The following is a 13,376-nucleotide window of genomic DNA, read 5'->3' as shown; positions in this document are numbered from 1 at the left end:
TGATTTAAATCAAGTTGGCACACGCTGTGCCTATAGAGTGTTGTAAATGAATCATTTCATTTCGGTTAATTGCCAGTTTTATTTTAACCAGTAATTAAAACATATAACGAAAACCTTCTGAGCGTTAAAGGAAATAGATAAATGTTTAACAAAATGATCGCTTCACTCTTGCTGACTGCCGCTGCCCTTACACCGGTAACCAGTATAGCCCGTCCGGTTGAAATTAAGTTTTCACACGTTGTAGCAGAAAATACGCCAAAGGGACTGATGGCTGAAAAATTTAAGGAGCTTGTTGAAGAACGTATGCCAGGGAAAGTAAAAGTCAGCGTTTACCCTAACTCACAGTTATTCAACGATAACAAAGTTCTGGAAGCGATGCTTTTAGGTGACGTGCAAATGGCTGCACCTTCACTGTCTAAGTTCCAGAGCTTCACTAAGAAACTGCAGGTTTTCGATCTGCCGTTCCTGTTTAAAGATATCGACGCGGTAGACCGTTTCCAGCAAAGCGAAACCGGTCAGGAACTGCTGGGTTCACTGAAAAAGCGCGGCCTGGTAGGTTTAGGTTACCTGCACAATGGTATGAAGCAACTGTCTTCTAACGAGAAAATCGTTACCCCTGATCAAATCGCCGGTAAGAAATTCCGCATCATGACTTCTGACGTACTGCAGGCGCAGTTTGAACAAGTAGATGCGATTCCACTGAAAAAGCCGTTCTCTGAAGTATTTACCCTGCTGCAAACCCGCGCTATCGACGGTCAGGAAAACACTTGGTCAAACACTTACTCGAAGAAGTTCTACGAAGTTCAGCCTTACATCACTGCATCTAACCACGGTGTACTGGACTACATGGTTGTGACTTCTGCAGAGTTCTGGATGACCCTGCCAGATGACCTGCGCACTGAAATTAAACGTGCGATGGACGATGCCATTGCTTACGGCAACGCTATCTCTAAAAAGAAAGCAGACGAAGACCGTCAGTTAATCGCTGAATCAGGCGTTACTGAAATCATCGATCTGACAGACGCACAGCGCCAGGCATGGGTAGCTGCGATGAAACCAGTATGGAAAAAATTCGAAAGACAAGTTGGTAAAGACGTTATTCAAGCCGCTGAAGCTAGCAACGAATAATTCCTACAACCGTCGTAGCAAATAAGAAGATTAATTATGAAAAATAGCACACTGAAACTTGCCTTAATGAGTGCTGGCTTATTTTCAGCAGCCAATGTAACTGCCGCCGCCATTCCAGATGCCTACGTACCCAATGTTGATGTGTACGGCTCTATTCGCCTCGGTGCCGACTATATCGACGCCGGTGTAGAAGATGATGGCGCGAACGGTCGTGACTTTCTTAGCCGAATTGGCGTGAAAGTTAGCGGCGAAGTCAGTCCGGGCCTGACTGCTGTGGGCGTGGTGGAATACGGTATTCGTGAAGAGAATATTGTTGATTTCGTCCAGAACAAAGGCCCTACGCTTCGTCTGGCTTTCATTGGTCTGAAAGGTAACTTCGGTGAAGTGTACTTTGGATCGCAAACCAATGTGTTCCACAAGTACCTGCGTACTTCTTATTTCTCCGACGGCCTGGATACTATCCGTCAGGGATCGGTTCGTGATGATGACTTGCTGCAGTACTACTACAACGAAGGGAAGTTCTCCTTCGGTGCGAGTGTAATGATGGAAGGTCAGGATGGTGACTCACTGGATCAGTATCAGTTGGGCGGCCAGTACACTGATGGCCCGGTAAAACTTCAGGTGGCGTGGTCGAAAGACAACCGTGGCGATAACAAAGGAAATCTTTACGGTATACGCGGCTGGTGGAACGTAACGGATAAAATTACCTTGTCAGCATTTCATCACTACGCTGACGATCAGTATGATATCTACGGCGGCAGCCTTACCGGTACCGTGCGTTTGCGCGATGCAGAATTTGAAGGTAATAAAAACGCCCTGAATCCGTGCCGCACTGAGTCGCGCACCAGTTCTGCGATTTACGCCAGCTACCGCACTGGTCCTCACCAGATCCACGCAAAATATGCGCTGGATGCCTGTGATGTATCGGGAGATGTTAAAGCCGTAAAAGTGGAATACGCTCACCACTTCAGCAAACGTTTCCGTATGTGGACAGCGGTTGAAGCCTTCAATAACGACGAAGGCCGTGCACCGACTACCGCATCAGGTAAAGACTTCACTCAGGTTCAGGCTGGTGCCCGTTTCGATTTCTAATCGAACAACACACACATTCCTCAACACTTAAGCAAAAACCCACCTGAGAAGGTGGGTTTTTTATTTACTGACTCAGCTTTTCAACCAGTTCACCCAAATCCTTCACGATGTAATCTGGCTTTTGTGCTAACGGATACAAGGCTTTGCCTGGTCTGGCGACAAATGCGGTTTGCATACCGGCGGCTTTTGCACCGGCGACATCCCAACCGTGGGCGGCCACCATCAGGGCCTCTTCGGGTTTCACGCCGAGTTTGGCAAGAGCCCACTCATAAGCGCGTAGGTCGGGTTTGTAAATTTGAATATCTTCGATGCTGTATCTGGCTTCAAAAAAATCCGTTAACTGCGCGTTCTCAAACTGCGTTTTAACACCGTAATTGGATGAGTTTGTCAGGCTGACCAGCTTGAAGCCCTGCTTCTTCAGCTCAGTTAATCCGGATTTTACATCGGCATGAGGCGGCAGGCTGAGGAGCGGTGTAACAATGGCTTCTTTGGCTTGCTCTTCAGTAATATCGATATTGTTATTCTGCGCAACCATCATCAGTGCTGCGACACCAATTTTACCGAAATCCTGATATTCGCCCGAAACGGTTGAAACTAAGGAATAGTGCAACATGGTGGAAAACCATAACGGTAACAGTTCTTCCTGGCCGTTCAATGCTTCGCCCACGGATTCACGCATATTTTCCAGGTCGAGCAGGGTTTCATTAACGTCAAATACAATGACTTTCGGTTTCACGGGCATGGTTTCAGCCTCCACATTATTCAGTCCGGTAGCGATAAGGACTATCGCGGTCAAACACAGATTTCGAAAATTCATAAATTACCTACGTTCTAAATGATGAGTTGATCTTATTTGTTTTGATTTTTTAAATGAAGTGTCGGATATTGAAACCTGTGTTTAAGTTTCTTAAATGATGTCATGTACAACCTAAGCGATCTTGAAACCTATATTGCGGTAGTGGAGAACCGGGGGATTAATGCCGCTGCGCAAATGCTAAAAGTATCCCCTGCTACCGTTAGTTTACGCCTGAGTAAGTTAGAACAAGCGTTATCAACGGTATTGGTATTCCGTGACAGTCGAAAGCTGAAGTTGTCGCCCGAGGGTGAAGTTTTTTATCAACAGGTTAGCACTATTCTTGAAGCACTTCGGGACGCAGAATTTCAGATTGGCGCCAGACGCTCTTCAGTGAGCGGCGTGTTACGAGTCACCATGCCTCCTTGGGTGTTTTCCAAATTTGTATTGCCGGCATTAATGACATTCGAGCAACAGTATCCTGATCTCAAACTGGAATTCCTGGTAAACGATCAGTTCGTTAATGTGGTGGAAGATAAACAGGATGTCGCTATTCGGGTGGGCAAGCTGCCAGACTCCGGATTGCTGGGGCGTAAATTAGTGAGCAACCACCGCTTATTGTGCGCTTCCCCCGGTTACCTTGAACGCTTCGGCACGCCTGAAAACTTAACAGCATTACGCCAGCACCGTTGGGTAGTACTGCCCTGGCAGCGCCAGTTAAAAATGCGCGAAGCTAATAAGGTGGTAACCTTTCATACTGATGCCCGTTTTACGGTGTCTAACTCTGACAACATGACGCAGGCGGTGCTTGCTGGTCATGGTTTGGGTATCAAGTCGTTCATTGCGATCAGGGAAGAGCTGGAAAGTGGCAAGCTTGTAGAGGTTTTGCCTGGCGTGTTAGCCGATGATGATGCGCCGGTGTGGTTTCTAAAACCGCAAAATAGCCTCACCACCCGTAAAACCGAAGTATTTTTCGCGTTTATGAAATCCCTGTTTGCCCAATAAAAAAGGCAGAAGTACAGCACTTCTGCCTGATGGTGTGTTTCTGGCTTAACTATCTCACTTTGAGCACCACCACTGATTTTGCCGGCAGTTCAATAGTGAGCTTGTTTCCTTTTATTTTTGCGCCGTCAAATACTGCGGGGGCTATTTGCTCCTGCTCGCCCGGTCGATTGTGGGCGTCCAGCTTACTATGGGTGAGAATTTCGCCACTTACCGAGGTTCCTTCAATGTCTTTCAGCGACAGTGTAATGGTATGAGGATCAAAGAGTGATGCATTGGTCAGCCCTATCACCGTTTCATTTTTTGTTGTCGTTGCTGCAGATAAGGTTATAGCGGGATAGTCGCCCTCTTCGCTGCTAATCATCGGTGAGATAAAGTTGGTATCCAGGCGCGTCGACTCCTGAAATGGCGTGAACATTCTGAATGCATAAAAAGTAGGCGTTTTTGCCATATCTGCGCCATCTGTGAGGATCATGGCTTGCAACACATTAACTGCTTGAGCAATGTTCGCCATGCCCACACGATCTGCATGCTGGTGGAAAATATTAAATGTAATGCCAGCGACCAGCGCATCGCGCAGTGTATTTTGCTGATACAGAAATGCGGGATTGGTGCCTTTTTCGGGTGCGTACCAGGTGCCCCATTCGTCTACATATAAGCTAATGCGCTTTTCCGGATCGATACGGTCCATCACAGCCTCATGCTGCTCCAGAACATCTTCCATACGGGAAGCCTGATATAGAATGCCATTCCACTGAGTGTCGTTAAATCCCGTTGCTGCAGCTTTGTCCCGCTCAGGCCAGTTTCCTGTATGCAAAGTGTAAAAATGCAGAGATATGGCGTCCATTACATTGCCTGCGCTGGTCATTACCGTGTCTGTCCAGTTGGTATCGAGGTTATTCGCGCCGGAGGCAACCCTTATCGCTTTGTTGTCGTTATTCATATGGAAATTGCTACCATTCTTGTGAAAGAACGACGCAAAACGGCGATACCGGTTGGCATAGTATTCCGCTGTCATGAAACCTCCACAGCCCCAGCTTTCGTTGCCAATTCCCACATACTTCAGGTCGAACGGCGCATCGCGTCCGTTTTTCCTACGCTCCTGTGCAAGGTCATCGTTACCGGTGGATGTCATGTATTCAATCCATTCCCGCATGGCCATAGGCGTTGAAGAGGCAACGTTTACCGACACATAAGCGTCTGCGCCGATTTGCTCGGCAAAATCGAAGAATTCATGTGTGCCAAAACTATTGGGCTCCGGTGTGCCGCCCCACCAATTGTTTTTCCTCATGGGACGGGTTTGGGGATCGCCAATTCCATCACGCCAGTCGTACTCATCGGCGAAGCAACCGCCCGGCCAGCGTACTACGGGTACTTTGATTTCCTTCAGCGCAGCGACTACATCGTTACGGATCCCTCGGGTATTCGGGATATCTGAATCTCTTCCCACCCAGATACCTTCATAAATACTGTTGCCCAGATGCTCTGCAAATTGTCCGTAAAGGTTTTTAGAAATGACGACATCGATATCATTTGGGCTCACAGTACCGTGCAGTTCATCAGCTGCAGCTGTTGAGCAGAATAATCCCGCAATTATGATAAGCGAAAGTTTAAATTTCATCGTTTCCTCCTGAAGTATATGAAAGGCTATTATTTAACCGTACGATACCACCTTTAAACAAAAATTTTACACTTTATTGATATCGATGTCATAAATAAGGATAAGATATTGGCGGGTTTTTAAATTGAAGAAGCGGGCCACAGCCCGCTTCCGAAGAAAAATTAAATGCAGATATTCAGAATACCAAGAGGTTACCTTTAACCGAAGAAATACCACATGATGCTGTGCTCTGAACCCATGCTCCACAACGCCACAGCAACAATAAGTAGGACTTCGAGAATCAACACACCCATACACAAGGTGGAAGTGGAAAGAATGAATCCTTCTTTGTCGTTAATGCCAAGGAAACTTGGTGTTCCAGTGTAGAGTAAAAAGGCGGTGTAAACTACGCCCGCACATACTGCAGCCACACAAAGCCAGAACACCGGATAGACGGCAAACACGCCGCTTAAAAACAGTGGTGTGGCGGTATAGCCGGCAAATACGATGCATTCTGCTCGTGATGGGCGCTCTGGGTATCGCCGTGCCATCCAATGGATAACGCTCCCCACTGCAGCGACTGCTAATAGGATTAATCCGTAAAAGGCTACGCCTAAGATTAATCCGCTAGTTGGTGAAACCTGAAATACTTCTTCGCCACCGAACGTCCAGCCTACGCGGGTAGTGCCGATATACGAACAGACGACGGGAATTAATGCGTACCAGAGCACATGGTGTGTATACAGATGACTTACTGTTTCATGCTCTTCGTTAATAGAACGCCACTCTTTATCCGGGTGATGGATCAAACCCCAAATGTGATTGCTCATAAACAACACTCCTGCTGGTCAAAGAACGAACACTTTCATTATTAACATAAAATAAACATTTGGCTATAACTTTTAACATATAAGCAAGTGGGCTGTAGTAGCTTTATGGAATAAAGCCCCGTTGAGGGCAAAAAAATAGCAGCCCAAAGGCTGCTATTTGCATTGTGGATTAAAACTTCGTATCGGTTAGTCTTCGAAGAAACCTTCATTAGCGCGCACGGTCATCGGGTGATAACCGGGCTTCGCTTCTTCAAACGCTTGCTTCGCAAATGCTTTACCTTCCGGTGTTTTCACCAATTCACGATAAAGTGGTCTCACCAACTTATTGCGGCCGATGGAAACCAGATAATCATGTAAACGGTTATAAGCAGGCTTGTATTCGTTCTGCACTGCAATCATCAGCCAGCTATGCGCGATTTCGTTGTTGTGGCTTTCGGTTAGGCCAAAGGCACTGTCTAGTTCAGCCAACTGTTCGTCAGACAACGACGACGGCATGTTGTTGAGGAAATACAGCCACTCATGGGTGGTCCATGCGGATGTATCGATGTCTGCGGCCGCTTCTTTACCGTTTAGCCATGCAGTGCGAGATGCATCGACTTTATCGAAGGCGTCAGACTCAGGCTTAGGTGCGCCTTCAGGCAGACCCGGCTCAAACACCCACGCATTGATACGTTCTTTGCTTAATTTTTCCGGATACTGCTTCAGCAGCGTTTCATCCAGGTAAGTCAGGAAGGTATCGGTGGTAATGCTCTGGAAGCTGAATTTTTTGAAGTAGCTCATAAGGAACGCATCGAAGTTCTCACGTCCCACTTTCTGTTCCAGCTCGCGCAGGAACAGCGCCCCTTTTTCGTAAGGAATATCGCTGAACACGTCGTCTGCACCGCGACCACGCAGGTCAATGGCGAGGATTTGATCGTTTTCAGGCAAGGCGGCAATATCTGCTTCCAGGCTTTGGTAACCCAGCACGGCTTCCATATTGAAGCGGTCTGTACCGTACAGCATTTCCATAATGCGGTAGGTCAGATAAGTGGTGAAACCTTCGTTTAGCCACAAATCCCGCCAAGTAGCATTGGTTACCGTATTACCCGACCAGCTATGTGCCAGCTCGTGGGCGATTAATGAAACCAGGCTCTTATCACCAGCAATAACGGTTGGCGTGATGAATGAAAGACGAGGGTTTTCCATGCCACCGAACGGGAACGAGGGCGGCAGGATCAATAAATCATAGCGATCCCAGCTGTACGGACCGTAGGTTTTCTCGGTCAGTTCCAGCATGCTTTCAGTATCTTCAAATTCTGCTGCTGCCGCATCCAGAATTTCAGGTTCGGCATAAACACCGGTCCGTTCACCCATGGCTTTAAATTCCAGGTGACCGATAGCCAGTGCAATCAGGTAAGAAGGGATTGGTTGTGGCATGTCGAAGCTGTAATCGCCATCACGGGCGGTGTCAGGGTCGTTAGATGCACTCATTACTGCCAGCAGATCTTCCGGCGTTTTGATATGTGCGCTGTAGGTCACCCGAACCTGCGGAGAGTCTTGCAACGGGATAAAACTACGGGCATGAATAGCCTGTGCCTGAGTGAACAGGAACGGATGTTCTTTGCCTTGTGTCTGTGCTGGCGTCAGCCACTGAACGCCGGAAGCGTCTTCAGAGGTGGAGTATTCAATAGTCACTGAGGAAGCGGCGTCGGGTAACGAAATCGACAGCGCGGAACCCAGGTTCTCATCTTCGGCAGCCAGTTTAAATTCAACCGGCTTACCTTCTGCAGTCACCTGTTTGATATCCAGATCGCGGGTATCAACAACCAGAGTATCAGCACCGTCTTTTATGCGGTCGAAGTCCAGCGTCACTGAACCAATCAATTGATGCTTATCGAAATCGGCGGAGAGATCGAGTTCAAGGTGAGTAACGCGCACTTCATCCGGGTTGGACAGTGAATGATAGTCGGTTCCTGAAACAATCGAGGCTGGTTTTTCAGCCGCAACTGCTGGTTTTTCTGTCGTAGGTTTGTTGTTTTCTGCCGGCTGAGAACAGGCGAACAACAAGGGTGCTGATACGAGCACCAATGAGAGTTTATTCATTGATTTCCTTCACTCTTCAAATTAGTCTGGGCCGGGAAAGTCATCTGTTTAACCCGGGTGACGTACACAATAGCAGGCAGTCGTCGCGTGGAAAACCCAAACGCCGTAAATCGGTGGTGGCAGGCGTTCAAAAGCAGTAGTGTGAAAAAGCATCACGTCTGCAGGCGCAATACGTAACGACTTCATTCATCGTTTCAGGGAGCAAGTTATGAAGAAAGTTCTGGTTATTTTGTTGCTGGTAGTCGTGGTTATTGCTGGCGCAGTGGTTTATCTGGCGAGTGGCGCAAACGACTTTATTCGAGCGCAAATAGAGTCGCAGGGAAGTAAATACCTTGATACGCCGGTAACAGTAAGCGCGGTTGATTTGTCCTTCACCGAAGGCCGTATGACCATTACTGATATTGATGTGGAAAACCCCGATGGGTTTAGCGATGAAGATGCGTTCAGCCTGGAAGGCGTAACACTGGATTTAGCTGGTGCAACTGAAGAACCTTATCGCATTCAAGAAATTACCATCAACGCACCGGAAATTCTGTATGAAGTCAATGCGGCTGGTGAGGGTAATTTGCTGGCGCTAAAAAATAACCTGATGGCCAACCTGCCTCAAGGCAATGAACAACCTAGCGAAAGCTCAGGTGCAAGCCCTAAGCTGATTGTAGATAAAGTGACGGTGAGCAATGCCAAACTGATGCTGAACTTTGAGCAATTAAACACCGGCGAGTTGCAAATCGACAAGAAAGCGTATGAGGTTACGTTGCCAACGTTCAACGCGGGTTCTATAGGCCAGCCTGACGGACTTCCAGCAGACCAGGTAGGTGCTGCTATTGTGCAACAAATGTTGGACAACGCTATCAAGCAAGCAAAAGCTGAAGCGAAAAAAGTACTGGCTGATAAAGCCAAAGAAAAAGTACAGGAAAAGATCGATGAAGAGAAAGAAAAGCTGATGGAAAAAGGCAAAGACAAACTCAAAGATCTTTTCAATAAAGACTAATTTTTTACAAGGAACATGGCAATGAGTATGGCTGATGTATCGACCCATACCGCGGCAGAAGATGCCCGTAACGACGACATTCTGATTTACGTAAACGGTGACATTGTTCACCGTGATGAGGCAAAGGTCTCGGTTTACGATAGTGGCTTTATGCTGGGCGACGGGATCTGGGAAGGCATGCGTTTGTATGATGGCAAATGGGCATTCCTGGAAGAGCATATGGATCGCTTATTTGAAGCTGCCAAAGTGGTTGATATGGATTTAGGCATGAGCCGGGAAGAGGTGGTAGCCGCACTGGAAGCCACCCGTAGAGCGAATGACATGCATACCGACGTACATGCCCGCCTGATGTTCACCCGTGGCAAGAAAAAGAAGCCATTTCAGCATCCGGCGCTGTCGGTTCATGGCCCTACGCTGGTGATTATCTGCGAACATTCTAAGCCTGCCATTGCCCGTCCAATTAAGCTTGCTACTGTGCCCCATTTACGCGGGCTGCCGATGACGCAAGATCCTAAGCTTAACTCTCATTCTAAGATGAACTGTATTCTCGCGTGTATCGCCGCTGAAAAAGCAGGTGCTGATGAAGCCTTGATGTTGGATGTTCACGGTTTTGTAAACACCACCAATGCATGCAACTTCTTTATCGTGCGCAAGGGAGAAGTATGGACTTCCACCGGCGACTACTGCATGAATGGCATTACCCGTCAGAAGGTTATTGAGGTGTGTAAGCGTCTTGGCTTAACCGTACACGAGCGCAACTATTCGCTGGTAGAAACCTTTGGTGCAGACGAAGCGTTCTTAACCGGCACTTTTGGAGCGCAAACGCCGGTGTCACACATCGATGGTCGCGCCATCGGCACCGAGCATCCAGGTCCGGTGACGCAAAAAATTCGAGAAGCTTATTATCAGATGGTTAAGGAGGCGCAATAATGCGTATAGCAATGTGGTCTGGCCCAAGAAACCTCTCCACTGCAATGATGTACGCATTTGCTGCAAGACAAGACTGTGGGGTAGTGGATGAACCTTTCTACGCGGCATTTCTAAAAGCCAGCGGCGAAGTGCATCCGATGCAGGAAGAAATTCTTGCATCGCAGCCTCAAAGCGCCGATGACGTTATTGCGCAATGCCTGGGTGAGGCACCGAATGGAAAGTCCGTGTTCTATCAAAAACACATGACGCACCATATGATGCCTGATTTTCCAATGGCGTGGACAGATAACGTCATGAATGTGTTTCTGCTACGCCACCCAGCACGGGTTATCGCCAGTTATCATGAAAAACGTGAGAAGCCGGTGCTAGACGATATTGGTATTCGTCAGCAGGCGCTACTGTTTCAGCGCCAGTTAGACAAAACCGGCACGCCGCCGGTGGTTATCGACAGCGATGACCTGCTAGTGAATCCCGCAGCAGGCTTGCAGGCGCTGTGCGAAGCCATTGGCATTCCTTACGACCCAGGTATGTTGCATTGGTCTGCTGGTGGCAACGAGGCCGATGGCGTTTGGGCCAGTCACTGGTACAACGCGGTGTGGGCAAGTACCGGCCTAAAAGCCTCGCCAATGAAGCCACTACCTGAACTAGACGATGAGCTGCAGGCAGTCTGTGAGCAAGCGCTTCCTTACTACCGACAACTTGAGCCCTTTAAGCTTAAATTCTGAGCTTGCGTATTGTATCAGCGAGCACTTGTATCGCAATTAGCGGTACAAGTGTTCTATCAGATAGTCTATGAGAAGCCGCACTTTCGTCGACACATGACGGGTTTGCGGATACACCGCCCAGATCCCGTCGTCATCAATTTGCTGGGTAGCGAGAATCGCTTTTAGTGCCCCGTTTCCAATGTCTTCTGCCACATAATAATCAGGCAACTGAATAATTCCCAAATGCTTCAATGCTGCATCTCGAATACCGATCCCACTGTTACAACGAATACGCGGATTAGAAATACGATGGGTGGTTACCCGTCCTGCCACCTTGAACTGCCAGTGCGCCGATGTGCCGGCAATACACTGATGGCGGTTTAGATCGCTTACCGCCTCCGGTGTGCCATACTCAGAGAAGTACTCAGGCGACGCACAGGTATACAATGTGCGATTACCCAGGCGCCGGGCAATCAGTGATGAGCTTTCCAGGTGTCCCAGACGTATGGCTAAATCATAGTTGTCCTGCACCAGGTCGAGTACCTGGTTGGTGAGATTCAGTCTTACTTCTATGCGGGGGTGTTCAGCGAGGAAGTCGTTTATCACCGGCGCAATAATGCGTTCGCCGTAGGTAACGGGTGCAGTGACCATCAGCTTACCTGACGGTGCAAGCTGTTGGTCGGATACAAAGCGCTCGGCGTCTTCCAGTTGATCAAGAATATGACGACACTGATGATAGAACTGTTGACCCACATCGGTGGGAGTGACAACCCGGGTAGTACGGTTAAGCAATTTCGACGCTAACCGGGTTTCAATAAGGTTAACCTGACGACTGACTTTGGCGGTGGAAATGCCCAGTTTTTTCGCTGCCAGTGTGAAGCTGCGCTGTTCAACTACGGCGACAAATTCAGTAATGCCTTCCCAGCTCATGGTCATACTCCGGTGTTCGGGTTTATTATTGCAAATATGAAAAGGTGATTTTCATTTTGCCTGTATTGTTTCATAACTGTGACTGTTTAGAATAGTCAAAACATACATAGAATTAAGGATTACACTCATGGCAGATGTTATTACCTGTAAAGCGGCAGTTGCGTGGGAAGCGAAAGCGCCACTGTCTATCGAAGAAATTCAGGTTGCTCCACCGAAAGCCGGTGAAGTACGTATTAAAATTATGGCAACCGGCGTGTGTCATACCGATGCTTTTACCCTGTCTGGTGAAGATCCTGAAGGTGTTTTCCCTGCAATTATGGGCCACGAAGGTGGTGGTGTTGTTGAATCAGTGGGTGAGGGTGTTACGTCGTTAAAAGTCGGCGATCACGTCATCCCGCTATACACCGCTGAGTGTGGTGAATGTAAGTTCTGTACCTCTGGTAAAACTAACCTGTGTAGCGCGGTACGTGAAACTCAGGGTAAGGGCCTGATGCCAGACGGTACAACCCGTTTTAGCTGTAACGGTAAGCCAATCTATCACTACATGGGTTGTTCAACTTTCTCTGAGTACACGGTTCTGCCTGAAATCTCGCTGGCAAAAGTGAACCCGGAAGCACCTCTTGAAGAAGTGTGTCTGCTGGGCTGCGGTGTTACCACCGGTATGGGTGCGGTAACCAAAACGGCAAAAGTTCAGAAAGGCGACACGGTAGCCATCTTTGGTTTAGGTGGTATTGGTTTGTCCGCTATCATCGGTGCAACCATGGCGGGCGCGGGCCGTATTATCGGTATCGACCTGAACGAGTCTAAATTCGAGCTGGCGAAAAAGCTGGGCGCGACCGACTGCATCAATCCGAAAGATTATGACAAGCCAATTCAGGAAGTGATTGTTGAGATGACCGACGGCGGCGTGGACTTTTCGTTTGAGTGTATCGGTAACGTGAATGTGATGCGTTCTGCACTGGAATGCTGTCACAAAGGCTGGGGTGAGTCGGTTATCATCGGTGTAGCCGGTGCAGGTCAGGAAATCTCTACCCGCCCGTTCCAGCTGGTAACCGGCCGTGTATGGCGCGGAACTGCGTTTGGTGGGGTGAAAGGCCGCTCTGAGCTACCTGGTATTGTTGAGGATTACCTGGCAGGTAAGTTCCCATTAACGGATTTCATAACCCACACCATGCCGCTGGGCGATATCAATGAGGCCTTCGAACTGATGCACGAAGGTAAGAGTATCCGCTCCGTTATTCATATGTAATCAGGCATACATGAAAAGCCCCGATTTCCGGGGCTTTTTTTTATG

The 13,376-nt window shown here is 48.3% G+C and carries 12 protein-coding genes; 7 read left to right on the top strand and 5 right to left on the bottom strand.

The window, feature by feature from the left end; all coding sequences use genetic code 11:
* Window positions 1-153 precede the first annotated feature (153 nt).
* Both BFC18_RS01585 and BFC18_RS01580 read left to right on the top strand, forming a co-directional pair.
* Window positions 154-1,128: a TRAP transporter substrate-binding protein gene (locus BFC18_RS01585; RefSeq protein WP_070123499.1), complete on the top strand. Its 975-nt coding sequence runs from the start codon at window positions 154-156 to the stop codon at window positions 1,126-1,128.
* Between the two features lie 36 nt (window positions 1,129-1,164).
* Window positions 1,165-2,220, top strand: coding sequence for a porin (locus BFC18_RS01580; RefSeq protein ID WP_070123431.1), 1,056 nt, complete (start codon window positions 1,165-1,167; stop codon window positions 2,218-2,220).
* Window positions 2,221-2,284: 64 nt separating this feature from the next.
* Here the strand turns inward: BFC18_RS01580 and BFC18_RS01575 are convergent, their stop codons facing one another.
* Window positions 2,285-2,962, bottom strand: coding sequence for a haloacid dehalogenase type II (locus tag BFC18_RS01575; protein ID WP_070123498.1), 678 nt, complete (start codon window positions 2,960-2,962; stop codon window positions 2,285-2,287).
* A 177-nt stretch (window positions 2,963-3,139) separates the two neighbouring features.
* Between BFC18_RS01575 and BFC18_RS01570 the strand changes: the two genes are divergently transcribed.
* Window positions 3,140-4,018 carry a LysR family transcriptional regulator gene (locus tag BFC18_RS01570; RefSeq protein ID WP_070123430.1) on the top strand — a complete coding sequence of 293 codons (879 nt, stop codon included), beginning with the start codon at window positions 3,140-3,142 and terminating at the stop codon, window positions 4,016-4,018.
* 49 nt (window positions 4,019-4,067) lie between these two features.
* Here BFC18_RS01570 and BFC18_RS01565 read toward each other — a convergent pair whose 3' ends face one another.
* The 3 genes from BFC18_RS01565 to BFC18_RS01555 form a co-directional block, all read right to left on the bottom strand.
* A complete protein-coding gene (locus BFC18_RS01565) occupies window positions 4,068-5,636 on the bottom strand; it encodes an alpha-N-arabinofuranosidase (RefSeq protein ID WP_070123429.1) in 1,569 nt (522 codons plus the stop codon).
* Window positions 5,637-5,833: 197 nt separating this feature from the next.
* Window positions 5,834-6,445 carry a Yip1 family protein gene (locus BFC18_RS01560; protein ID WP_070123428.1) on the bottom strand — a complete coding sequence of 204 codons (612 nt, stop codon included), beginning with the start codon at window positions 6,443-6,445 and terminating at the stop codon, window positions 5,834-5,836.
* A 186-nt stretch (window positions 6,446-6,631) separates the two neighbouring features.
* The gene (locus tag BFC18_RS01555) at window positions 6,632-8,527 is read right to left on the bottom strand and encodes a M1 family metallopeptidase (protein WP_083272859.1); all 1,896 of its coding nucleotides are present in this window, start codon (window positions 8,525-8,527) and stop codon (window positions 6,632-6,634) included.
* A 208-nt stretch (window positions 8,528-8,735) separates the two neighbouring features.
* Here BFC18_RS01555 and BFC18_RS01550 point away from each other — a divergent pair, with 208 nt between their 5' ends.
* From BFC18_RS01550 to BFC18_RS01540, 3 genes are read left to right on the top strand one after another with little or no spacing between them, the layout of a single operon-like run.
* Complete coding sequence (locus BFC18_RS01550; RefSeq protein ID WP_070123427.1) at window positions 8,736-9,518, top strand: hypothetical protein; 783 nt, start codon at window positions 8,736-8,738, stop codon at window positions 9,516-9,518.
* Window positions 9,519-9,539: 21 nt separating this feature from the next.
* Window positions 9,540-10,448: a D-amino acid aminotransferase gene (locus BFC18_RS01545; RefSeq protein WP_245680314.1), complete on the top strand. Its 909-nt coding sequence runs from the start codon at window positions 9,540-9,542 to the stop codon at window positions 10,446-10,448.
* Window positions 10,448-11,173 carry a sulfotransferase-like domain-containing protein gene (locus BFC18_RS01540; protein WP_070123426.1) on the top strand — a complete coding sequence of 242 codons (726 nt, stop codon included), beginning with the start codon at window positions 10,448-10,450 and terminating at the stop codon, window positions 11,171-11,173. Before BFC18_RS01545 ends, BFC18_RS01540 begins: the two co-directional genes overlap by 1 nt.
* 36 nt (window positions 11,174-11,209) lie before the next feature.
* Here the strand turns inward: BFC18_RS01540 and BFC18_RS01535 are convergent, their stop codons facing one another.
* Window positions 11,210-12,082 carry a LysR substrate-binding domain-containing protein gene (locus BFC18_RS01535; protein ID WP_070123425.1) on the bottom strand — a complete coding sequence of 291 codons (873 nt, stop codon included), beginning with the start codon at window positions 12,080-12,082 and terminating at the stop codon, window positions 11,210-11,212.
* Between the two features lie 127 nt (window positions 12,083-12,209).
* Between BFC18_RS01535 and BFC18_RS01530 the strand changes: the two genes are divergently transcribed.
* Window positions 12,210-13,331, top strand: coding sequence for an S-(hydroxymethyl)glutathione dehydrogenase/class III alcohol dehydrogenase (locus BFC18_RS01530; RefSeq protein ID WP_070123424.1), 1,122 nt, complete (start codon window positions 12,210-12,212; stop codon window positions 13,329-13,331).
* Window positions 13,332-13,376: the final 45 nt, after the last annotated feature.

This window comes from Alteromonas confluentis, assembly GCF_001757105.1.
Lineage (GTDB): Bacteria > Pseudomonadota > Gammaproteobacteria > Enterobacterales > Alteromonadaceae > Alteromonas > Alteromonas confluentis.
The sequence above is the reverse complement of the archived record's forward strand: the minus strand, read 5'-3'. Positions and strand labels throughout refer to the sequence as shown.